Consider the following 22,860-nt stretch of genomic DNA (forward strand, 5'->3'; position numbering starts at 1 on the left):
GTACGGTCGTACGAATGCTTCGCGCCCCCGGATACGGGGAAGTCTACGAAGCGGCCGACCGTCAGCAACGATACCGGCACTCCGGGCGGCCCCCACGGGACGGGGGCGTGGCCGGAAGGTAGCGTCTGGGGAGGATCCGCCCGGTGAACACGGTCCGCGCAGGGGAACGCCTTGTGCGTACGGGACGTTGACCAGGGACGGGTACGAACGCTTGGGCGCGAGCCCCGGACACGTAACCAGCTCTGTGGACACGTTGCCGCCAGAGACCATCAAGGGGAAGACGCACACCTGATGCCGGACCGCAGTCTCCGACTCCCTCCGCTCCTGCTGCGCGAGCGGCGCCCCTCTCCCACTCCGCCACGGGAGGGCGACGACGTGCCCGAGGGCGGCGGGCAGGGCTCCTCGGGCCGCCAAGGCTCCGCTGGTGGGCAGGGCTCCTCGGGCGGCCAGAGCGGCTCCGGTACTCCGAGCGGCTCTGGTGCATCGGGGGGCTCCGGCACTTCGGGTGGCTCTGGCGGCGCGCCCGCTTCCGGGCAGCGGCCCGAGCCGCCGCAGTCTCCTGCCCCTCCTGCCCCTCCTGCTCCTCCCGCCACTCCTGCCACTCCTGCCACTCCTGCCGACGACAATCCCTTCGCTCCGCCGCCGGAGGGCACGCCCGATCGGCCGTGGCAGCCGCGGCGGCCCGCGGGCGGGCAGGGCGACGGCCAGGACGGCGGGGGCGAGGGCGACGGCTCCCCCTGGGGCAGCCAGTGGAGCGACCGGCAGCCGGGACCCGCGCAGGGCGGCCGCTTCGGTGACCGGCCCGGTGCCAACGGCGGTTCCAACGGCGGCGGTTCCGGCGGCGGCCCGAGCGGTCCGGAAGGGTCCGGCGGCCCGGGCCCCGGTATGCGCTGGGACCCGTCGGACCCGGCCCAGCGCCGCGCCCGGTACGCGCTCCTGTCCGGCATGTGGGCGTTCTTCTTCTCCCTCTTCAACTGGCCGTACGTGGCACTCCTGCTCGGCGCGCTGGCTCTGTACTGGGCGATCAGCGCCCTGCGCAGCAAGCCGCGTACGCCGGATCCGGACACCCCGGCGCCGGCCTCCTCGGGCACCAGGCCCCAGACCACGGCGGCGATCAGCGGCCTGGTCACGGCGTCCCTGGCGCTCGCCATGGTCGCGGCCACGTTCACGGCACAGCTCGTGTACCGCGACTACTACACGTGCGTGAACGACTCGCTCACGAACACGGCCAAGAAGTCCTGCGACAAGCTGCTGCCGGAGGAGCTGCGGGGACTGCTGGGGACACAGAACTGACGGGTCCCCTCCGTACAGGTCTCCTCCGTACAGGTCTCCTCCGTACAGGTCTCCTCCGTACAGGTCTCCTCCGTACGGGTGGCCCGCGAGTCGGCAGGGTTATGGCCGGGGGCAGCCGAAGACAGCCGAAGACAGCCAACTGCAGGCCGTGGGTTGACTTCGAGTGCGCTTCAAAATCCATGCTCCTCTCAACGTCCGCCGCTCGGCGGGCCGTAAGGGGAGGACACCCGCATGCGCTACCGCACGATCGGCACGGCCCCGGAGACCCGCCGTGAGGTGAGCGTCCTCAGCCTCGGCGCGATGCTGTTCGGCACGGTCACGGACGAGGCGACCTCGTTCGCGATCCTCGACCGTTTCGTCGAGGCGGGCGGCACGTTCATCGACACGTCCGACAACTACGCGTTCTGGGCCAACGGTACGCAGGGCGGTGAGAGCGAGGCCCTGCTCGGCCGCTGGCGGCGCAGCCGTGGCATCGGCGACGAGATAGTCATCGCCACGAAGCTGGGCGCACGGCCGCTCGCCCCGGGCACGAGCTACCTCGACAACCCGGAGGGCCTGTCCGCCAAGGCCATCCGCGAGGCGGCGGAGGGCAGCCGCGAACGGCTCGGCGTCGCGAAACTGGACCTTCTGTACGCCCACATCGAGGACACGGCCGTGTCCCTGCGGGAGACCGTCGAGGGCTTCGCCGAACTAGTCGCCGAGGGCACGGTCGGGCTGCTCGGCGCCAGCAACCACTGGACCTGGCGCCTGGAGCGGGCGCGGAACCTCGCCGCGGCGGCCGGCCTGCCCGGCTACGAGGTCCTCCAGTACCAGCACAGCTATCTGCGCAAGCGCGCCGACCTGCCCAGCCGGCTCTCGCCGGACGGCGACCAGGGTGTGACCGGCGGTCACCTGCTCAGCTATCTGCGCGCCGACCCGTCCCTCACGCTCGTCGCCTACACCCCGCTCCTGTCCGGCCGTTACGTCCGCGAGGACAAGCCGCTCGGTCCCGAGTTCGACCACGCGGGCACCCCGGCCCGGCTGGCCGCACTCCGCTCGGTCGCCGAGGAGACCGGCGCGACCGTCAACCAGGTGGTCCTGTCGTGGCTGATCGGCGGCGAGATCCCGGCGATCCCTCTCGTCGGCTGCTCCTCACTGGCCCAGCTGAACGAGAACCTGGCAGCGGTGGACCTGGAACTGACGGCGGAACAGCGGGCCCGGCTGGACGCGGCCCGCTGACCCTGTTCAGCCCGTTCGATCCCCTCGGTCCCTTCCATTCAGGGGATCGATGGGGGTGGACGCCTGCTTGAGAGCAGCCCAGCGGGTCTCCCGCGAGGCGTCGTCGTGCCAGAGCGAGCCGAACGAGTCGGAGGGCGGCAGGAAATCGTACGGCTCGAAGTCCGGGTCCGGGGTGGTGCGGCGGCTCTCGGCGGGGATGGCGGGCGGTGTCTCCGGACGCCGCCGGAACCGTACGCGCGAGAACCAGCTGGTTCGTGGGGTGCGCGGGGGCTCGGAGTTGTCGGGGTTGAGGGCCGGCTCGGAGGGTTCGTCGGCCAGGAGCGAGGTTCCTGACGGCTCATGGCCCGGGGGCCGCGCCTGCGGCTCCTGGGCCGTCGGCTCCCGGAGAGACAGCTCCACGGCTGAAGTCATCCGGACTCTCACCGGAGGCTCATGCGCTGGAGGTTCCTGGGCCGAGGGTCTCTGGGCCGGGTGTTCGTGGGCTGGGGGTTCCTGGGCCGGGTGTTCCTGGGCTGGAGATTCCTCGACCGGGGGTTCCTGGATCCGTCGGCTACGGCTGAGCGTCCAGGGCCTCCGTACCCAGGACGCCCGACCCCCGAGCCCACGCGCACGAGAAGCCCGTACGCGAGGGACCTTCGCCTGAGGCGCCTTCACCCGAGGCGTCTTCACGCGAGGCGTCCTTACCCGAGGCACCCGTACCCGAGGCTCTCGCAGTCGCCATGCCCGCAGGGTCAGCGCCACGGGCACGCCCACCGCCGCGGTCCAGCCGGCCGCCGCGGGCCCCGTCTGCCACCAGACGGGGCCCAAGTCGGCGAGTGCGTGGGTACCGAGGGGGCCGTCCGCCAGCGTGGCGAGCGCGGCGAGGGCCAGCCCGCAGAGGAGCGCCGCGAGCGTCACGTTCCCGGCGGTCCGGGCGCGTGACCACGCCCCACGCCGGAGGGCCGCCGTCGGCACTTGGCCCTCTTTCTCCCCCCGCCTCTCCCCCTGGGCCTCCCCCTGACTCTCTCCCTGGCTCTCTCCCTGTCCCTTTCCCTCCGCCGCGTTCTTCCGTGCCGGCACCCCCGCTCTCACCGTGAACCAGGCCACCACCACCCCCGCCACCAACGGCACAGCCCCCGCCGCCCAGTTCACCGGAGTGCCAGGACCCGCTCCCGGAATCGCCGCCAGCAAGGGGAAAGGCGGAAGCGTCGGACCGGGCGACGACACCAAGGGATCCACCGCGTGCCCGGCCCCGAGCACGAAGCCGGGGCCGAGGGCGTACGCGGCCCCCCACACGGCCGCGTTCGGCACGAGGGCCAGTGCCAGCAGCAGCACCGCGAACCGGCCCGACCAGCTCTCCGTGACCTGCAAGAACGACGCGCGGGCCAGGCCCCCGTGCCACACCACCGAGGCACCGACCAGCACGGCCCCGCCCCCGACGAGCGCCGCCGCACCCGCACTAGCGGCGCGCACGGCGACCGGGAGCCGCGTTCCAGCGGCGGACGAGGCGAAGGGGAGGGCGCGGAGAGCCCGGCGCACGCGCGGCGGCAGGGGCCCCCGCGGGCGCCCGTACGCCGTCCACACGCCCACCCCCGCGGCGGTCACCACGAGCAGCGGCGGCCATACGGCGGCCGATGCCCACGCCGGACGCAGCGCACCGCCCGAGGCGTACACCACGGCGGCCGCGCCGACCGTCAGATAGCCCGCGACGACACCGCCCCAGGCCGTACGGACGGCGGGCGGTGCCAACTCCTCGTCGCCGTCAGCCGCGTCGCGTCCCGCGCGGTGCAGCAGCCACGCGGGCAGCACTACCAGGAGCAGCGGAGTCACACCTACGGGCGCGGGTACGCCGGACAGCGTGTCCGTGCGGACGAGTTCGCCGCCGTGCGCGAGCAGCCACAGCCCGGCGGCGACGTGCAACGCCCCCTCGGGACCGCTGTCCGGGTAGGGCGAACTGATCCACAGGACCATGACAAGTACGGTCACTGCCCCGAGTCCGAGCCCCGCCGCGAGCACGCCGCCGACCAGGCTCGCGGCCAGTCCGGGCGACCTCACACGCGATCGGGCGGGCGGGGGCGGCAGGGAGGGAGTGCGGTCCGGGCTGCGGTCGGTCGTCTGGGTCACGCCGCCATGCTCCCAACGACACGCGCTTTCTTCGCGTAACAGCTGAACTCCGGATGTGTCGCTCAACATACGTTTTATGCATTTTTACGCACGAAGGGGCGCCCGGTGACGCTGACCGCTGTTCCTGCCGATACCGACGCCGATACCGACGCCGATGTCGAAGCCGATGTCGAAGCCGATGCCCACGCCGATGCCCACGCCGACGCCAATGCCGCGGCTCGCCCTGCCGATCTGACGCCCGCTCAGGCCTTCGACGCCCTCTACGCGTTCGCGGCCCCCGACCTCGTACGGCAGGCCTATCTGCTCACCGGGCGGCGCGAGTTGGCGCGCGAGTGCGTGCAGCGGGCCTTCCAACTGGCGTGGCAGCACTGGCCGGAGGTGGCGGTCGACCCGGATCCGGCGGGGTGGGTGCGGGCGGCGACGTACGAGTACGCGATGTCCCCCTGGCAGCGGCTGAGTCTTCGTCACCGGCTCCCGGAGCCGCCACCCCTCGCCACGGACGACCGGTGGCTGCTCTCCGTACTGCTCAGCCTGCCGCCCTCGTACCGCCGCACCCTGCTCCTCTGCGACGGCCTCGGCATCGGGCTGCCGGAGACCGCGGCCGAGACGGAGGCGAGCACGCCCGTGGCGGCGCACCGGCTGCTGCACGCGCGCGAGGCCGTCGCCGCGCGCGTGCCCGAGCTGGCGGATCCGCGGGAGCTGCGGCGGAGGCTGACGGAGCTCGGCAGCAAGGAGTCGCTGCGGACCCCCGCGAAGCCTGTCGTGGTGCGTTCGGTGAGCGAGTGCCGCGCCCGCCGCTGGACCCGTACGGCCATCGCCCTCACGGTCCTGCTCATCGGTTCCACCGCGCTCACGCTCCGTACGGCGCCCGACCACTACGAGGCCCCCCAGGCGCCCGCCGCGACGATCAGCGGAGTTCCGCCGCGGTCGGGCCCCGGCCCGCTGTCCGAGTCGGAGCGGAAGCTCCGCACCAAGCTTCGCTGGATGTTCGAGTCGGGTCCGGAGAGGCTCCGGCCGGAGCTCCGCTGAGGAAGCCGAGGAGGCTGAAGAGGCTGAAGAGGTCGAGGATGTCGAGGAGGCTGGGGGGCCGAGCAGCGCGAGCAGGAGCTGGTGCCGGAGGACCGCCGAACGCCCACTCGGCAACTCGGCAACGCCGATGGGCCCGCACCCCCGTATTCCAGGAGTGCGGGCCCATCCGCGTACGGCCCGCAGGCAGCCGTGCTATGCCGTGCTGTGCTGAGCTCAGCCGGCGAGGATGGCGCGGGCCAGCTTCGCCGTCTCGGTCGGCGTCTTGCCGACCTTGACGCCGGCGGCCTCAAGGGCCTCCTTCTTCGCGGCGGCCGTGCCGGAGGAGCCGGAGACGATGGCGCCGGCGTGGCCCATGGTCTTGCCCTCGGGCGCGGTGAAGCCGGCGACGTAGCCGACGACCGGCTTCGTCACGTTCTTCGCGATGAAGTCCGCCGCGCGCTCCTCGGCGTCGCCGCCGATCTCACCGATCATGACGATCAGGTCGGTGTCGGGGTCCGCCTCGAACGCGGCGAGCGCGTCGATGTGCGTCGTACCGATGATCGGGTCACCGCCGATACCGACGGCCGACGAGAAGCCGATGTCACGGAGCTCGTACATCATCTGGTACGTCAGCGTGCCGGACTTCGAGACCAGGCCGATACGGCCCGGCTTCGTGATGTCGCCCGGGATGATGCCGGCGTTGGACTGGCCCGGGGTGATGAGACCGGGGCAGTTCGGGCCGATGATGCGGGTCTTGTTGCCCTTCGACTTCGCGTACGCCCAGAAGGCGGCGGAGTCGTGGACGGCGATGCCCTCGGTGATGACGACCGCGAGGGGGATCTCGGCGTCGATGGCCTCGACGACGGCGGCCTTGGCGAAGGCCGGCGGCACGAAGAGGACGGAGACGTTGGCGCCCGTCTTCTCGATCGCCTCGGCGACCGTGCCGAAGACCGGGATCTCGTTGCCGTCGACGTCGACCGAGGTGCCCGCCTTGCGCGGGTTCACACCGCCGACGATGTTCGTCCCGTCGGCCAGCATGAGCTTGGTGTGCTTCATGCCGGTGGCACCGGTCATGCCCTGGACGATGACCTTGCTGTCCTTGTTGAGGAAGATAGCCATGGCTGTGGTTTTCCCTCGTCCCTTACTTGGCCGCGGCCAGCTCGGCGGCCTTGTCGGCCGCGCCGTCCATGGTGTCCACGCGCTGCACCAGCGGGTGGTTGGCGTCGGACAGGATCTTGCGACCCAGCTCCGCGTTGTTGCCGTCGAGACGGACGACCAGCGGCTTGGTGACTTCCTCGCCCTTGTCGGCGAGCAGCTGCAGCGCCTGGACGATGCCGTTGGCGACCTCGTCACAGGCGGTGATGCCACCGAAGACGTTGACGAACACGGACTTGACGTCCGGGTCGCCGAGGATGATCTCCAGACCGTTGGCCATGACCTGCGCCGAGGCGCCGCCACCGATGTCCAGGAAGTTGGCGGGCTTGACGCCGCCATGGTCCTCACCGGCGTACGCGACGACGTCGAGGGTGCTCATGACGAGCCCCGCGCCGTTGCCGATGATGCCGACCTCGCCGTCGAGCTTGACGTAGTTGAGGTTCTTCTCCTTGGCGGCGGCCTCCAGCGGGTCGGCCGCTTCCTTGTCCTCCAGGGCGGCGTGGTCGGCCTGGCGGAACTCGGCGTTCTCGTCCAGGGAGACCTTGCCGTCCAGCGCCAGGATGTCGCCGGAGGCGACCTTGGCGAGCGGGTTGACCTCGACGAGGAGCGCGTCCTCGGCGATGAAGGTGTCCCACAGGGTCACGAGGACCTCGGCGACCTTCTCGGCGACCTCGGCCGGGAACTTCGCCTGGGCGACGATCTCGCGGGCCTTCTCGATCGAAACACCCTCGACGGCGTCGACCGGGACCTTCGCGAGGGCCTCGGGGGTCTTCTCCGCGACCTCCTCGATGTCCATGCCGCCCTGTACGGACGCCATGGCGAGGAACGTGCGGTTCGTGCGGTCGAGGAGGTACGAGACGTAGTACTCCTCAAGAATCTCCGGAGCCGTCTCGGCGATCATCACCTTGTGGACCGTGTGGCCCTTGATGTCCATGCCGAGGATGTCCACCGCGCGGGCGACGGCCTCGTCCGGGGTGGCGGCCAGCTTCACGCCGCCGGCCTTGCCGCGGCCACCGACCTTGACCTGGGCCTTGACGACGGACTTGCCGCCAAGACGCTCGGTCGCCGCGCGCGCCCCCTCAGGCGTGTCGATGACTTCACCGGCCAGCACCGGTACACCGTGCTTGGCGAAGAGGTCCCTCGCCTGGTACTCGAACAGGTCCACGCGCGTCCGTCCCTATCAGTGATCTCGCCGCTCTGCGGTTAGCTGTCTGCGTGGGCGTGCCGCGAGGGCAACGTGACTGCGCGGTCACAAGGAGGGCGTGGGCACGATGGCCGACACGCGGCATGTCCGCCTCGCAGGTTATCCCCGCTCGTGGTGGGGTCGTAAATCGCAGGTCACACCTGGGCGGTGATTACGGTCACAGACTGCCAAGCAAAAGGGCCTCACCAGGCTGGGGTTTGCCTGGTGAGGCCCCTCGAACAGCCCCTGAGGCTGACCTAAGGGGCGCAGGGCGGCCGGTCCCCACCCCAATGAGGACCGCCCGACCCGGACCGCAGGGTTTCGGTCGCACGGACCGACGGATTTCGGCCGTACGGGGCCGTCGCCCTGCGGGGTCGGATGGGTGCCGTACGACCGGCCGCCGGGCACGGTCGTACGGCGGGGGCGTCGGTCAGACGCCGTAGGGGGAGCCGTGCTGCCCGTACGGAGCGGTCGGCGCGTGACTCGGAGTGATCCCGTACTGGGTGGTCGGCAGATAGCTCGGGGTGACGGACTCGGCGACGTCCTCGACTCCGCCGACGGCGTTTTCCGCCAGCGGGCCCGCGGCCGACTCGACGGTTCCGGTCACGTTCCGCGCGAACGGCCCGACCTGTCCGGTCACGTGGGCAGCGAACGGGGCAACCTCGCCGACGACACCGTCCGCGAAGGGGCGCACGTCGCCCGTGACGCCGTACGCCAGCGTCGTGGCGCTCCCGCCGACCCCGTCCACGACGGGCCGGACGTACTGGACGACCGTGTCCACGACCGGCCGCACCGCGCCGACGGCGCCCTCGGCGAACGGCGGCACCTGGCCGACGACGCCCTGCGCGAACGGGTCGACCTCGCCGACCACGCCGTACGCGAGCGGCGGCACCTCGCCGACGACGCCGCCCACGAAGGGCCGCACGTCACCGACGACACCGTCGGCGAGCACGGTCGCGTCACCGACCGCCTGCCCGGCGACGGGCACCACACCGTCCACCAACGTGGCGGCGACGGGCGGGAGCACGGAGTCGACGGTCTCGTCGGTGACCTGGGTGACCACGGCGGTGGCGTACGGGGGGACGTCCGCGACCACGCCCGTCGCGTACGGGGCAACATCGCCGACGACGCCGGTCGCGTACGGGCCGACGTTCCCGACCACGCCCGTCGCGTACGGGGTCACGTCGCCGGTGACGCCGTCGGTGTAGGTGCGCACGTCGGCCACCACTTCGTGGGCGAGACCGGTGGCGTTGCCCACGGCCTGTCCGGCGACCGGGACCACGCCGTTCACGGCGCCGGTGGCGACCCGGGTGACTCCGGTCACGGCCTGGTCGGCGACGGGGGTGACACCGGCGACGGCCTGCCCGGCTATCGGGGTGACGCCGTGCACGGCGGTGGCGGCGACGGGTGGCAGCGCGGCGGCGGCCGTCTCGTCGACGACCGGGGTGACGGACCGAGTGACGGTCCCCTGCATGCCGCGGACGGCGGAGGGGAGGCCGGTGACGGTGGCGGCCGCGTCGGCCTTCACGGAGGTCACGGTGGCCTGGGCCCGGCTGCCGAACGTGGCGACGGTGCCGCGGACTTGGCCCTTCGCGCCGGTGACCGTGTTCTGGAGGCGGGTGGGGGTGGTGTCGAGGGTGACCTGGAGCCGGGCGGGCACGTCGTTCGCGGTGGCGCGGGCGTCGGGGACGGTCCGGCCGGCGGTGGCGACGGTCTGCCACACCTCGGCACGGGCGCCGGAGGGGACGGCGGTTGTGGTGCGCCGGGTGGCCCCGAGCTTCGTCTGCATAGCGGCGAGGGCCTGCTCCAACTCCGGCGCGAACGCGGAGAGGGGGCCGAAGAGGTAGTCGACCTCGCCCTGGGGACAGGGGCCGCAGGCATCGGACATTGCGTCGGTGGCCACGGCGGTCGTGTCGGCGGCGGACTCGGCGACAGTCTCGGCCTTGGCCTTGGCCTTGGCCTGGGTCTGGGTCTGGGTCTGGGTCTTCTGGGCCGGCAGCTCGGCATCGACGTACCGGCGGGCCTGGTCGGCCGCCTTCGTCTTCGTGTCGGCGGCCGGCTGGGTCCTGGCGATGGTGTCGGTGCTCGTGCCGGTGACGTCGGTGACGGTGTCCTGCGCCTTGGCGGTCGTGCCGCCGGTGACGTCGGTGAGGGTGTCCGTGGTCGTGCCTGTGGCCGGGGAGACGTCGGTGCGGACGTCACCGACCACCCCGTCGACGGTGTCGGTGACCGTGCCGACCACGTCGTCCACGGAGAGGGACGCGTCGGGTACGGAGGCGGACGTGGCGGGCAGTTCGTCCGCGCCGGCGACGGTTGAGCCGAGCGCCCAGGCGCCGGTGACACCGGCGGCTATGACGACGGAACGGCGGATGTTCTTGTGCATGCGTGCGTCAGTCCTTCGGAAGACAGGGAGTTCGGGACGTGGTGTGGGCAGGGACCGGGCGTCCGGATGGGCCGATGCGCCCCGTCGGTGAGGGGAGTCGAGCACCGACGGCCTTGGCAGCGGCCCGCGTCCGGGGTGTGTCCGGCCGATCGCGTCCGGAGAGATCGGAGGGATGTCCGGACGGGTGCGGGCAGACCTGTTCCGCCCCCGCGCGGCAGGTCTCAGCGGGGGAAGGCCGGCCCCAGGGCCTGTCTGACAATTCCCGTCGTCGCCCGGAGGGCGGCCTCGCGGCGTCCGGTGCGTGCTCTCGGGGTGCCGGGCGTAGATCCTCGTACTGGACGTACTTGGGTCTGCGCCGGTGCGGCGAGAGTGTGTGCATGGCGTCGCGAGACTGGGGGCACTTCCCGGCCGGAGGCTGGGGGCTGGGGGCTGGGGGGAGGGAATTGTCAGACAGGCCCTAGCCGGGGAATGCCGGAATGTCCCGGTGCCTGTCCCGGATCCCGGCCGCGGTGACGTCCGCGGCGGCGCCGGGCACCAGCGTCGGCCGGGCCCTCTCGTTCAACGCGACGGCCTGCGCGTCGCCGTGCCGCGGCGACCCGTTGTCGACCGCGGAATGACGCCCCAACGCACCGGTGGGGTCGCCGTCGGGAACCTGGTGCACGGGTGCCTGCACGGCCCGCGTGCCTCGGGTGTCCGCGTGGTGGCGTACGTCGTCACCGGCCGCCGTGTGGCCACCGGCGAGCTGCGGCCCGTACGCCGTCGCCGCGCTCTCGTCCCGCGACTGCTTCTCGGCAGCCCGGTGGTTGTCCGTCGCCCCGCCGGGCTGCTGCGGCGCCGTACCGACCGGCAGGGTCTGACCGGGAACCGCGGGCAACGGCAGGCCTGGCAACTCCGGCAGCCCGGGAAGGCCCGGCAGCGCGGGCAGTTGAGGCAGCGACGGCCACCACTGCGGCGGGGCCGGCCGCTCGACGATCCCGCCGGTGATCTGATCCACCAGATCACCAATGGGCCGACCGATGGGCCGTACGACGTCCTCGACGGCCGGCGCTGTCACGCGCTCGGTGACCGGGCGCACCACCTGCTCGGTGACCGGCCTTACGACGCGCTCGGTCACCGGCCGCACGGCAGGCTCAGTGACCGGCCGTACGACTCGCCGGACTTCGTCGGTCACGGGCGTGATCGCCTTGGCGAGTCCAGGCTGTTCGGAGCCAGAGCGGGAGCCGGAGTCAGCGGTGGAAGCGGAGCCGGGGGCAGCGGTGGAAGCGGACGGCGGCAGGGCGGCCGGCGATGGTGAGGTGGCCGACGAGGCGGTCGCGGACCGGGAGTTCGAGTCCGGGGACTGCTCTCCGAACCGCTGCGGCAGCTGCTGCCGCTCCGAACCCTTCGCCATCTGCGTCTGCTCGGCCGAACTCGTCACCGACCGCACGACCTCTGCGGGCTTCCAGGCCGGCACGACACCGTCCGCCGCGCGCGCCTGCTCCCCGCAGAGGAGCCCCAGCACGAACAACCCGCCCACCAGCAACGCCACTTGCAGCGCACGCCGTGCCGCCGCCGTGCGCGTCACGCGCAGGGCGACATCGGGCAGTACGGCTGAAGGGGCCAAGGCGGCGAGAGCCTCCCGTGCGGAGGGACGAGGTGAAGCGCGACGGAGCGGGGCGGGATGGAGCGGCCTGGGGCGCGGCTACCAGGCTGCGCGCCCCCTGAAGACGCGCCGATCCTTGCACGGGACTCCCGAGGTTGCGCAAGTCCCCTGCTACCGATGGACACTCATGTCCGCTTTTTCCGTCGTCTTTCAGCTCCGCCGCGTCTCCCCCGCTGCCGCCTCTACTGCCCCGGGTTCCCGGCGTCCGGTATCGGCAGCGGGCGCTTCTCGATCGCCGCGGCCATCACGTCCGGGAAGAGGTCGGGCGTACAGGCGAACGCCGGTGCGTCCAGCGCCGCGAGCGCCGCCGCGTGCTCACGGTCGTACGCGGGAGCCCCCTCGTCGGACAGCGCCAGCAGCGTCACGAACTGCACCCCCGATGCCTTCATCGCCGCGACCCGCTTCAGCATCTCGTTCCGGATGCCGCCTTCGTAGAGGTCGCTTATGAGGACGACCACGGTGTCGGCCGGGCGCGTGATCTGCGACTGGCAGTACGCCAGCGCCCTGTTGATGTCCGTACCGCCGCCGAGCTGCGTACCGAACAGCACGTCGACCGGGTCGTCGAGTTGGTCGGTGAGATCGACGACCGCCGTGTCGAACACTACGAGCCGGGTGTTGATGGACCGCATGGAGGCGAGCACCGCACCGAACACGGACGCGTAGACGACCGACGCCGCCATCGACCCCGACTGGTCGATGCAGAGGATGACCTCCTTCTTCACCGACTGCGACGCGCGCCCGTACCCGATGAGCCGCTCGGGCACGATCGTGCGGTACTCGGGCAGGTAGTGCTTGAGGTTGGCCGAGATCGTGCGGTTCCAGTCGATGTCGTGGTGGCGTGGCCGGTTGATACGGGCACTGCGGTCGAGAGCACCGGTGAGCGTGGCCCTGGTACGGGTCGCGAGCCGCTTCTCCAGGTCCTGAACCACCTTGCGTACGACCGCTCGTGCCGTTTCCTTGGTCGTCTCGGGCATGGCCTTGTTGAGCGACAACAGCGTGCCGACCAGGTGGACGTCCGCCTCCACCGCCTCCAGCATCTCCGGCTCCAGGAGCAGGGCGGACAGGCCGAGCCGGTCGATGGCGTCCCGCTGCATGACCTGGACGACGGAGGACGGGAAGTACGTCCGGATGTCCCCCAACCACCGGGCAACGGACGGCGCCGACGCCCCGAGCCCCGCCGAACGCTCCCTCCCCGCCCGCGCCGTGCCCCCCTTGCCGTTCCCGTACAACGCACCGAGCGCCCCGTCCATCGCGGCGTCCTGCCCGGCGAGCGAGCACCCAGTGCCGTCCGCGTCCTCCCCACCCAGCACGAGCCGCCAACGCCGAAGTCGCTCGTCGACGGCGAAGGCGAAGGCGAAGGCGTCGGCGTCGGCGTCGGCGTCGGCCGGATCGGGCGCGCCGGCCTCGTCAGCCGCTTCCGTGTTCACCGCTCCCGCGCTCATCGGCCCACCCCCACAAGGTCGTTGTCATCGGCGTCGTTGTCGTTGGTGCTGGTACTGGTGCTGGTGTCATTGGTGCTGCTGTCATTGGTGCTGCTGTCGGCGGCGGCGTCCGCGGCTTCGTCCAGCCCCAGCAACATGCGCAGCACCGGCAGCACCGCGTCGGCGCGCCCGGTGTCGAGATCGGGCGCGAAGCCAGGTATGCCCGAGGCGGCGGCCGTGGCGCTGCCGCGGGTTCCCGGTCCGCGCCGGACCAGTTCGCCAAGGGTGCGGCGCACTCCGGGCTCGTACGCCGAGAAGGTGCGCCGCAGCAACGGCAGCACGTCGGTGAACGCGTCCCCCGGCACCCCCGTCAGCCAGGCGTCGACCAGCCCGAGCAGCCGCTCGTCGTGCACGAGCAGCAGCCCGCCCCCGGAACCCCCGCCGACGAACCCCTCGATCCACGCCGCCGCGTCCCCCGGCTCCGTCCCCGGCGACAGCACGAGCCCCATGAGCCGCGCAGCCTCCTCCTGCCCCAACTCCCCGTCGTCCAGCAGCAACCGCACAGCCCGCCCCCGGATGACCCCGGGAACCGTGTCCCGCCCGGACAGCGTGCCCAGAACGCCGTGCCAACGGCCACGTATACCCACACGGGAGCCGCCCCCTGTCCGGGCCCTCTCCCCGGCCCGCGCGGAGGCGTCCTCGGCCCGCGCGGAGGCATCCTCGTCCCCCTCCCCCAGCAACCCCACTGCCCCGTGGACCGCGTCCACATGGCCCCGCATCTCCTCCGCGGCCTCCGTGTCGAGCGCGGCGCAGGCCGGGGGCAGCCCGACGAAGACGCGCTCGGCCAGCCCCGCGGCGACCTCGGCCAGGGCCTGCGTACCGGTGCCGCGCACGTCGCCGTAGCGGAGGGAGCGGACCAGGGCGGGCAGTGCCTGGGCGAGGTGCCCGACGTCGGTGTCCAGGGCGGCGCGGTCGGCGAGGATCCGCATCACCACCGGGAGCGCGTCCGGGAGTTCGGCGAGGAGGCAGCGCTCGGCGAGGCCCGTGACGTCGGCGAGGGAGCGTGCGCCGACGGCGTCCGCCTCGGCCTTCGCGGTCGCGGCAGCGATCACGGTCGTGCCCCACACCCCGGCCTCGGCCACCCGCACCGCCAGCTCCGGCTCCCACCGCAGCCGCCAGGTCTCCCGGAACGTACCGGTGCTGCCGCGCGACGCGGCCGGCTCGCCCCACTCGACGCCCAGAAGGCGCAGCCGGTGCAGCAGCCTGCTGCGCCCGGCGTCGTTCTCCTTGCGCAGGTCGAGCTCCAACTCCCGCTCCTGCGCCTCCGGTTTGAGCCGCAGCCGCCGCTGGAGCCGGTCGAGGTCTCGCTGCAACGGCACGGCGGGCGCCGCCGCGGGCACCTCGCCCAGGACATCACCGACGACGAGCCGGTCGTGCACGAGCGCGAGCGGCACGTCCGAGCCCTCGCACATCACGGCCCGTACGGCGTCGGTGGTCTCGGTCAGGCCGGGCAGGGGGCGGCCCCGCATCGCGGCGAGCGTGTCGGCGAGCCGCACCGCCTCTATGACGTGCGCCGACGAGACGAGCCGGTCCTCGTCACGCAGCAGCCGGGCCACCTTCGTCATCCAGCGCTCGATCGGGCGGTCGGCGGCGCCGAACAAGTGCCCGTACCAGCCCGGTGAGTCGATCCCCGCGCCGTAGCCGCTCATCCGCGACAGCCGCCGGTGCGTCCAGGGCACCCACGTCATGTCGGCCTTGGCCTTGGGCAGTCCCTTCAACAGCGCCCGGTCGGCGGCGACGGTGGTCCGCTGCCGCAGCGCGGGCACGTGCCAGGCACCGCACACCACGGCCACGTCGTCCCCGAACTCCCGCTGAGCCGCCCGCACCTGGAGCCGCATGTACGCCTCCCGCACGAGATCCCGCTCGTGTCCGCCGGTTCCGTACGCCTCCCGCAGCGCCCCCATCGCCTCGCCGAGCACCTCGAACGGCACAAACGGTGCCAACGCGTCCCCGTCGTGCGCCCCCCGGTGCTCGATCACGTCCTCCCACCACCGCTCGGGGTCGTCGTACCCGGCGGTGTGGGCGAGCACGGCGAGCGGGTCGATCCGCACGGCCTCCTCGGGCTCGGCCGGAAGTCCGCCCGGCTCCCGCGCCCTCGCCCCCTCCCCTCTCTCCGACGCTTCCTCCTCCGATGCCTCCTTCTCCTCTTTCCCCTCCGTCTCCTCCCGTCCCCATGCCAGCGTGTGCGTGGCCGGGAGGTCGATGAAGCGGGCCGGCACCCCGTGCTCCAGGGCCCAGCGGATGGCCACCCATTCCGGCGAGAACTCGGCGAGCGGCCAGAACGCCGACCGCCCCGGCTCGTCCACGACATGCGCGAGAAGGGCGACGGGCGGCCGCATGTCCTCGTCGGCGGCCAGCGCGATCAACGCGTCGGCCTCCGGCGGCCCTTCGATGAGTACGGTGCGCGGGCCCGCCGCCTCCAGCGCGGCCCGTACGGCCCGGGCCGAGCCGGGGCCGTGGTGGCGCACCCCGAGCAGCAGGGGCCCGGTCGTCCCGTCGCGTCCGCTCACGCGCTCACCTCCCGGCAGGCGCGGTAGAAGTCCTTCCAGCCGTCGCGCTCGCGGACGACCGCTTCCAGGTACTCCTGCCAGATGACGCGGTCGGCCGCCGGGTCGCGGACGACGGCACCGAGGATGCCCGCGGCGACGTCGCTCGCGCGCAGAACTCCGTCCCCGAAGTGGGCGGCCAGGGCGAGCCCGTTCGTGACGACGGAGATGGCCTCCGCGGTGGACAGTGTGCCGCTGGGCGACTTCAGCTTCGTACGCCCGTCGGCGGTGAGGCCGTCGCGCAGCTCCCGGAAGACCGTGACGACACGGCGGATCTCGTCGACGCCGTCGGGCACGGAGGGCAGGTCGAGGGAGCGGCCGATCTGGTCGACGCGGCGCGAGACGATGTCGACCTCGGCGTCGGCGCTCTCCGGCAGCGGCAGGACCACCGTGTTGAAACGGCGGCGCAGGGCGCTGGACAGGTCGTTCACGCCGCGGTCGCGGTCGTTGGCCGTGGCGATCAGGTTGAACCCCCGTACGGCCTGAACCTCCGAGCCCAACTCCGGTATCGGCAGGGTCTTTTCCGACAGGATCGTGATGAGCGAGTCCTGTACGTCGGCGGGGATACGGGTCAGCTCCTCGACCCGGGCCGTCATCCCCTCCGCCATGGCCCGCATGACCGGGCTGGGCACCAGCGCGTCCCGGCTCGGCCCGTTCGCGAGCAGTTGCGCGTAGTTCCAGCCGTAGCGGATCGCCTCCTCCGGGGTGCCGGCCGTGCCCTGCACGAGCAGGGTGGAGTCGCCGCTGACCGCCGCCGCCAGGTGCTCGGACACCCACGTCTTCGCCGTGCCGGGCACGCCGAGCAGGAGCAGGGCCCGGTCGGTGGCGAGCGTGGTGACGGCGACCTCGACGATGCGGCGCGGGCCGACGTACTTCGGCGTGATCACCGTGCCGTCCGGCAGCGTGCCGCCGAGCAGGTAGGTCGCGACGGCCCACGGCGACATCCGCCAGCGGACCGGACGCGGGCGGTCGTCCTGCGCGGCCAGTGCCCCGAGCTCGGCGGCGAACGCGTTCTCGGCGTGCGGCCGCAGCGCCTCGCCCTCCGCTGCTTCCCTCGTGTGCGCGGAGTGGTGCTGGCTCGGTTCGACGGACGTCTGGTCGACGGACACGGACATGGAGCGGTCCCCCTTGCGGCTCGGCCGGTTCGGATCTGGTTCCACCGTGCACTACGCCACTGACAATCGCTCTGACCTGCACAAACGCACTCGCCGAGGCCGATTGTCAGTGGTGGGACCTACCTTCGATGACATGACTCAGCAGGGGGTGCGCTGGACTGCGGATCAGGTGCTGGCACTGGCGCCTGACGTCGCGTCACGCAAGGCGGGCAGCAAGCTCGGCGCGGCAGGGCCGTGGTCGGAGGCGGGGAGTACGGACGAGGGGACGGTGTGGGGACTGTGCAGGGGAAGTGGCAGCAGGCCGTATCAGACGGTGATCGACATCGCGGACTCCGCCGGGCCCGCCTACAAGTGCAGTTGCCCGAGCCGCAAGTTCCCGTGCAAGCACGCGCTGGGGCTGCTCCTGCTCTGGGCGGGCGAGGACGGCGCGGTGCCGCGGGGGCAGGTGCCGGACTGGGCGGAGGAGTGGACGGAGGCGCGGAGAAAGCGCGCGGACGACAAACGGGCGGCGAGCGCGGCGGGTTCCCCGGCCTCGGGTGATCCGGAGGCCGCGCGGCTCAGGGCGGAGCGGCGGGCCGAGCGGATCACCGCGGGGGCCGCGGAGTTGGAGCAGCGGCTGACCGACCTGCTCCGGGGCGGCCTGGCCACGGCGGAGCGGGCGGGGTACGGGCTGTGGGAGGAGACGGCGGCCCGGATGGTCGACGCACAGGCGTCCGGACTGGCCGCGCGGGTGCGGGAGTTGGGGGCGATCCCGTCGTCGGGGCCCGGCTGGCCGGTGCGGCTGCTGGAGGAGTGCGCGCTGCTCCATCTCCTCGACCAGGGCTGGCTGCGCCGCGAGCGGCTGCCGGACGGCCTGGCCTCGACGGTCCGGTCCCGGATCGGGCTGACCGGCTCGGCGGACGGCCCGCCGGTCCGCGACCACTGGCTGGTCCTCGCCCAGTACGACACGTCGGACAGCCGCCTCACCACCCGCCGCATCTGGTTGCACGGGGCGGAGTCGGGGCGCACGGTCCTGCTCCTGTCGTACGGGGCGGCCGGCCGCGCACCTGAACTGGCCCTGCCGGTCGGGCTGGCGTTCGACGCGGAGATGTCCGCGTATCCGGGTGCGGGGCAGCTGCGGGCCGCGCTCGGCGAGCAGTTCACGTCCCCGGCACCCACGGCCGTTCGCCCGCCGGGAGTGAGCGTGGCGCGGGCAGCCGCCCAGTACGGCGAGGCACTCCGGGACGACCCGTGGCTGGACTCCCGCCCGGTGGTACTCGGCCGCGTCATACCCACCCCGGACGGCGACGACTGGCAACTGGCCGACGCCGACGGCGATCTGGCGCTCCCCCTCACCCCGGCGGCCCGGTCCGGCTCCGGCCTGTGGCGCCTGGTCGCCCTCTCCGGCGGCACACCGGTCACGGTCTTCGGAGAGTGCGGCCACCGCGGCTTCACTCCCCTCACGGCCTGGCCGGAGGGCCCGGGCAAGGCGGTGCCCTTGTGCTGACGTCACCATCACCGCACTCGCCCTCGCCCTCGTCTCCGACCGCGGCCCTGCCGCTCCTTACGGGCCTGACCGACTTGCCGGACCTGATGCCCCCTACGGACCAGGTGAACCAGACGAACCAGGTGAACCAGACGGACCAGGCGGACCAGGCGGATCCATGGAAGGGACTCTCATGAACAGGACCCCCGCCCCCACGGACGCGGCCGGCGGCAGCCGCTGGGAGGAGCTCGTGACCGCGGCGCTCCTGGGGACCGCGCGGCGTACGCCGTCGGGGGTGCCGGCCGGCCGGGAGGCGCCGTCGGCGTTGCTGGACGCGGCGGCCGTCGAGACCCTGCGACGGCGGGCCGGGATGCGGCCGGGGCGGGCGGCGGCCCTGGTGGAGCCCGCGGCGGCGGACCCGCGTCCGGCGTTGCCGACCGCGGCCGTACACAGACTGGGGATGCTGCTCGCCGACCGAACCGGGACGGGCGGAGGCAGCGGTGGCGGTAACGGCGGCGGCCGCAGAGGGTCGACTCCCGACCTCATGGAGCTGCTGCCGCAGTGGCTCGCCACGGCGAACCAACGCGGGTTCGCACCACCCCCGGAGACGCTGCCCGCGCTGCTGGACGCGGCCCGGGGGCGTACGGACCTACGGCCGGCGGTACTGACGTTCGCGGGGCCGCGCGCACTGTGGCTGGCCCGGCTGAACGCGGACTGGCGGTTCGCGCTGCGCTCGACACCGGGCGGCGGGGCAGCTCTGCCCGGGCCCGAGGAGCCCGATCGCATACGGGAGTTGTGGGAGGAGGGGCTGTTCGCCGAGCGGGTCGCGCTCCTCTCGGCGATACGGACGCGGGACGCGGCAGCCGCGCGGGACCTGCTCGCCGCGACGTGGGCGACGGAGCGGGCCGAGGACCGGCTGATGTTCCTCGACTCGTTGCGGACGGGGCTGTGCGCGGCGGACGAGCCGTTCCTGGAGCGGGCGTTGGCCGACCGGAGCCGCAACGTACGGGCCACGGCGGCGGAGTTGCTGTCCGCGCTGCCCGGTTCGGCGCTCGCCGGGCGGATGGCGGAGCGCGCGGAGTCCTGCGTGGCCGTGGACCACACGCACGGCACGCCGACGATAGCGGTCGAAGCGCCGCACGAGTGCGATCCGGGCATGGAGCGGGACGGAGTCGTTCCCAAGGCTCCGGCGGGGCGGGGTGAACGGTCCTGGTGGCTGGGCCAGTTGGTGGAGGCGGCACCGCTCGGTACGTGGTCGCGGCGGCTCGGGGGACGTACGCCGGAGGAGATCGTGGCGTTGCCCGTGGCGGACGACTGGCAGGGCGAGTTGCATGCCGCGTGGTGCCGGGCGGCGGTGCGCCAGCGCGACCCTTCCTGGTCCAGAGCGCTGCTGGGAGCCCCCGCCGCGCCGGAGGCGGGCGGCCCCGGCGCGGTGTCACTCGCCGAGCGGGCGAAGCTGCTCGGCATGCTGGGGGCCGCGGAGCGGGCCGACTGGGTGGCGGGGTTCATAGCCGTGCACGGCCTGTCCGAGGCGTTCCAGCTGCTCGGAGTGTGCGCGGTGCCCTGGGCGGGGCCCTTGGGGCGGGCGGTGGTCGACGCTCTCAACATCGCGCGCGACGCGGGGAGTTATCCATGGAGTTTCAGCGGAGTCATGGGCCTGGCCGAACGCTGCCTGGACCCTTCGGAGGCGCCCCACCTGGAAACCCTCACAGCCGTCCCCGACGAACAGGAGAACGCGGCCCCCGGCGCCGGCAGCTACTGGGCGGAGTCCTTCCAACGCCTGGTCACAACGTTGCGCCTACGGGCGGCCATGCAGAGAGAACTCACGGAGGAATAAGCACTCAGGCGTCGACCGAACGAAGACACCGACTCGCAGCAACCTCACAACGGGCTCACCCCCACCCACCCAGGGGCGCGGGGAACTGCGCGACCAGCCCCCACCAACCCGCACCCACCCACCCACGCGCAAGCCCCGCCAACCCCCCAGCCAAACCGGCGGAGCCCTACGCCGGCTGACGTACGTTCGCGCGAACCCACTCCACGATCGACGCCGTCGTGGCCCCGGGCGTGAAGATCTCCGCCACGCCCTTCTCCTTCAGCGCCGCGATGTCCCCCTCGGGAATGATCCCGCCCCCGAACACCTTGATGTCCTCGGCCTCCCGCTCCTTCAGAAGCTCGATGACCGCGGCGAACAACGTGTTGTGCGCGCCGGACAGGATCGACAGCCCGATCGCGTCGGCGTCCTCCTGGATCGCCGTGTCCACGATCTGCTCGGGCGTCTGGTGGAGACCGGTGTAGATGACCTCCATACCCGCGTCCCGCAGCGCCCGCGCGATCACCTTCGCCCCGCGATCGTGACCGTCGAGCCCCGGCTTGGCCACCACCACACGGATCGGACCGGTTGCCACACCCATCTCTGCCTCCATGAACCGACTACACCGAGCTATGAAGCATGCGAACTCCGTAAAGATCTACCCAGACCTGTTCACACACGCACAAACCATACGGACCTGTACCGACTGATAACACCCAAGGACCGCCGTGGCGACTCGCCGCCACCGCCCCCACAGCAGATATGCCCCGCCGGCACAGCGATCCCGCACCGCACGCCCCCGAGAAGTGAACGAACGTTATGTCCAACATCCCGCAACCGGCAGTTTCGCGGTGTGGATCGAGGGGGAAATCACACGGTGGGACAAGTTCGCCGCGCACGGTCCCGCAGGATGCGGCACACGGGCCGCATCCTGCGGCCAATGGACCGCAGTCGGACCGGGCGCAAGGGGAGCCGCTACGAGGTCGCCCGCACCTCCGCGCCGACAGCCGCGCGGCATGGTGGTGCGGCGCACCGGTGATCGCACGACGACGGGCACTCCCGTCGCTCCACCGGCGTCACACACGCCGTACGTGCACGGTCACCGTCCTTGCCACCGGCTCCTCACGAGGGCACACGGGGGACGGAGCCGTCCTCTCGTGCGCCGACGGGAGGTCGGCCATGAAGGTCACCAGGGCAGTAGCGCCCCTGATTCCGCTCTGCCAAAGCCTGCTCCCCGGCAGACTGGCCGGACTCTCGCTGACCCTCCTGAAAGCGACCGCCCTGGAGATCGCGATCCTCGCGGGCCACCTCCTCCTCTACCCCACCGGCATCACCCCGGAGCGCCGCCCGACCCCGATCCCACCCGGGCCCCCGACCGACCTGGCCGACGCGGACACGGGCGTCGACGACACCCCCGGTACCAATACCGGCACCAGGCCCAGCGCCGACGCGGGCGCGGGCACCACCCGGCTCCCCACCCCCGCCAAACCCCCGGTAGTCCTGCTGCACGGCTTCATCGACAACCGCTCCGTCTTCGTGATGCTGCGCCGCTCCCTGGCCCAGCACGGCAGGCAGCAGATCGAATCGCTCAACTACTCTCCGCTGACCTGTGACATACGGACCGCTGCCGAGCTGCTCGGCCGGCACATAGAGGAGATCTGCGAGCGCACGGGCAGCCATGAGGTGGACATCGTCGGACACAGCCTCGGCGGACTGATCGCGCGCTATTACGCGCAGCGCCTGGGCGGTGACCTCCGCGTCCGGACGCTCGTCACGCTGGGCACACCGCACTCGGGCACCCGGGTCGCGCCTCTGATGGACGCGCACCCGATCGTCCGCCAGATGCGCCCCGGTTCCGGCGTGCTCGACGAGCTGCGCAAGCCGACCCCGCAATGCCGGACCCGGTTCGTGAGCTTCTGGAGCGACCTCGACCAGTTGATGGACCCGCTGGAGACGGCGTGCATCGAGCACCCGGACCTGCTCACCCAGAACGTACGGGTGAGCGGAATCGGGCATCTCGCCCTCCCCGTACACCCGGCCGTAGCGGCCGGCATACGGCAGGCCCTGGACGCCGAGGAGCCAGAAACCCACACCGCCGCCCACACCAACGGCCTGACCGTGGCGTAACGGACACCGGCGTAACGGACACCGGCGTAACTGACCGCGGCGGGAACGGAAGGCGTCACAACGGGCAGCGGCGGAACAGGCAGCGCGGTAACCGGAAGCAGCGGAGCGTAAGCGGCGCAAGAGGGAGCCAACACAACCGGAAGCCGCCGCCGGGCCCGTTCGCCCCGCCCCAAAGACAGACGTTTCTTCGAACACCCATCGAACGCAAGGCCAAAGCTGTGCCCGGCCTCCGCCGAAAGGCGGCCGAATGCCCGTTTCCCGGGATGGAGAAAGCCGCCGAAGATTGTCGCGCCCTCATACCGCCGGGTACAGTCGCCGCACTGCTTTG

Annotated in this window: 15 protein-coding genes; 6 read left to right on the top strand and 9 right to left on the bottom strand. The window is 72.4% G+C overall.

Annotation, left to right across the window (positions count from 1 at the left end; all coding sequences use genetic code 11):
- Positions 1–291: 291 nt before the first annotated feature.
- Together OHA11_RS17005 and OHA11_RS17010 are read left to right on the top strand one after the other, a co-directional pair.
- Positions 292–1,293, top strand: coding sequence for a hypothetical protein (locus tag OHA11_RS17005; protein WP_266497102.1), 1,002 nt, complete (start codon positions 292–294; stop codon positions 1,291–1,293).
- A 231-nt stretch (positions 1,294–1,524) separates the two neighbouring features.
- Complete coding sequence (locus OHA11_RS17010; RefSeq protein ID WP_266497104.1) at positions 1,525–2,511, top strand: aldo/keto reductase; 987 nt, start codon at positions 1,525–1,527, stop codon at positions 2,509–2,511.
- Between the two features lie 6 nt (positions 2,512–2,517).
- Here the strand turns inward: OHA11_RS17010 and OHA11_RS17015 are convergent, their stop codons facing one another.
- A complete protein-coding gene (locus tag OHA11_RS17015; protein ID WP_266507242.1) occupies positions 2,518–4,572 on the bottom strand; it encodes a DUF6350 family protein in 2,055 nt (684 codons plus the stop codon).
- Positions 4,573–4,719: 147 nt separating this feature from the next.
- Here OHA11_RS17015 and OHA11_RS17020 point away from each other — a divergent pair, with 147 nt between their 5' ends.
- Positions 4,720–5,643, top strand: coding sequence for an RNA polymerase subunit sigma-70 (locus tag OHA11_RS17020; protein WP_266497106.1), 924 nt, complete (start codon positions 4,720–4,722; stop codon positions 5,641–5,643).
- Between the two features lie 213 nt (positions 5,644–5,856).
- Here the strand turns inward: OHA11_RS17020 and sucD are convergent, their stop codons facing one another.
- The 7 genes from sucD to OHA11_RS17055 form a co-directional block, all read right to left on the bottom strand.
- The gene (gene sucD / locus OHA11_RS17025; RefSeq protein ID WP_266497107.1) at positions 5,857–6,741 is read right to left on the bottom strand and encodes a succinate--CoA ligase subunit alpha; all 885 of its coding nucleotides are present in this window, start codon (positions 6,739–6,741) and stop codon (positions 5,857–5,859) included.
- 22 nt (positions 6,742–6,763) lie between these two features.
- Positions 6,764–7,942: an ADP-forming succinate--CoA ligase subunit beta gene (sucC, locus tag OHA11_RS17030; RefSeq protein WP_266497109.1), complete on the bottom strand. Its 1,179-nt coding sequence runs from the start codon at positions 7,940–7,942 to the stop codon at positions 6,764–6,766.
- Between the two features lie 448 nt (positions 7,943–8,390).
- A complete protein-coding gene (locus OHA11_RS17035) occupies positions 8,391–10,343 on the bottom strand; it encodes a hypothetical protein (protein WP_266497111.1) in 1,953 nt (650 codons plus the stop codon).
- A 457-nt stretch (positions 10,344–10,800) separates the two neighbouring features.
- Positions 10,801–11,946: a hypothetical protein gene (locus OHA11_RS17040; RefSeq protein WP_266497112.1), complete on the bottom strand. Its 1,146-nt coding sequence runs from the start codon at positions 11,944–11,946 to the stop codon at positions 10,801–10,803.
- Between the two features lie 221 nt (positions 11,947–12,167).
- Positions 12,168–13,427: a VWA domain-containing protein gene (locus tag OHA11_RS17045; RefSeq protein ID WP_266497113.1), complete on the bottom strand. Its 1,260-nt coding sequence runs from the start codon at positions 13,425–13,427 to the stop codon at positions 12,168–12,170.
- Positions 13,424–15,976, bottom strand: coding sequence for a DUF5682 family protein (locus tag OHA11_RS17050; protein WP_266497114.1), 2,553 nt, complete (start codon positions 15,974–15,976; stop codon positions 13,424–13,426). Before OHA11_RS17050 ends, OHA11_RS17045 begins: the two co-directional genes overlap by 4 nt.
- Complete coding sequence (locus OHA11_RS17055) at positions 15,973–17,127, bottom strand: AAA family ATPase (protein WP_266497115.1); 1,155 nt, start codon at positions 17,125–17,127, stop codon at positions 15,973–15,975. Before OHA11_RS17055 ends, OHA11_RS17050 begins: the two co-directional genes overlap by 4 nt.
- Before the next feature lie 133 nt (positions 17,128–17,260).
- Between OHA11_RS17055 and OHA11_RS17060 the strand changes: the two genes are divergently transcribed.
- Entirely contained in the window at positions 17,261–18,613 is a 1,353-nt protein-coding gene (locus OHA11_RS17060; protein ID WP_266497116.1) for an SWIM zinc finger family protein, read from the top strand.
- 172 nt (positions 18,614–18,785) lie between these two features.
- Positions 18,786–20,429 (top strand): DUF5691 domain-containing protein, encoded by a 1,644-nt coding sequence (locus OHA11_RS17065; protein WP_266497117.1) that lies wholly within the window; start codon positions 18,786–18,788, stop codon positions 20,427–20,429.
- Between the two features lie 166 nt (positions 20,430–20,595).
- Here OHA11_RS17065 and OHA11_RS17070 read toward each other — a convergent pair whose 3' ends face one another.
- Positions 20,596–21,006: a cobalamin B12-binding domain-containing protein gene (locus tag OHA11_RS17070; RefSeq protein WP_266497118.1), complete on the bottom strand. Its 411-nt coding sequence runs from the start codon at positions 21,004–21,006 to the stop codon at positions 20,596–20,598.
- A gap of 578 nt (positions 21,007–21,584) precedes the next feature.
- On the opposite strand from OHA11_RS17070, the gene OHA11_RS17075 reads away from it, so the two are divergent.
- A complete protein-coding gene (locus OHA11_RS17075; RefSeq protein WP_266497119.1) occupies positions 21,585–22,532 on the top strand; it encodes an alpha/beta fold hydrolase in 948 nt (315 codons plus the stop codon).
- Positions 22,533–22,860: the final 328 nt, after the last annotated feature.

The organism is Streptomyces sp. NBC_00878 (assembly GCF_026341515.1).
Classification (GTDB): Bacteria; Actinomycetota; Actinomycetes; order Streptomycetales; family Streptomycetaceae; genus Streptomyces.

Bases quoted from the DNA above. Each gene is read 5' to 3' on its own strand.
- OHA11_RS17005 (WP_266497102.1), top strand. From the start codon at position 292: ATGCCGGACCGCAGTCTCCGACTCCCTCCGCTCCTGCTGCGCGAGCGG.
- OHA11_RS17010 (WP_266497104.1), top strand. From the start codon at position 1,525: ATGCGCTACCGCACGATCGGCACGGCCCCGGAGACCCGCCGTGAGGTG.
- sucD (WP_266497107.1), bottom strand. From the start codon at position 6,741: ATGGCTATCTTCCTCAACAAGGACAGCAAGGTCATCGTCCAGGGCATG.
- OHA11_RS17035 (WP_266497111.1), bottom strand. From the start codon at position 10,343: ATGCACAAGAACATCCGCCGTTCCGTCGTCATAGCCGCCGGTGTCACC.
- OHA11_RS17045 (WP_266497113.1), bottom strand. From the start codon at position 13,427: ATGAGCGCGGGAGCGGTGAACACGGAAGCGGCTGACGAGGCCGGCGCG.
- OHA11_RS17055 (WP_266497115.1), bottom strand. From the start codon at position 17,127: ATGTCCGTGTCCGTCGACCAGACGTCCGTCGAACCGAGCCAGCACCAC.
- OHA11_RS17060 (WP_266497116.1), top strand. From the start codon at position 17,261: ATGACTCAGCAGGGGGTGCGCTGGACTGCGGATCAGGTGCTGGCACTG.
- OHA11_RS17065 (WP_266497117.1), top strand. From the start codon at position 18,786: ATGAACAGGACCCCCGCCCCCACGGACGCGGCCGGCGGCAGCCGCTGG.
- OHA11_RS17070 (WP_266497118.1), bottom strand. From the start codon at position 21,006: ATGGGTGTGGCAACCGGTCCGATCCGTGTGGTGGTGGCCAAGCCGGGG.
- OHA11_RS17075 (WP_266497119.1), top strand. From the start codon at position 21,585: ATGAAGGTCACCAGGGCAGTAGCGCCCCTGATTCCGCTCTGCCAAAGC.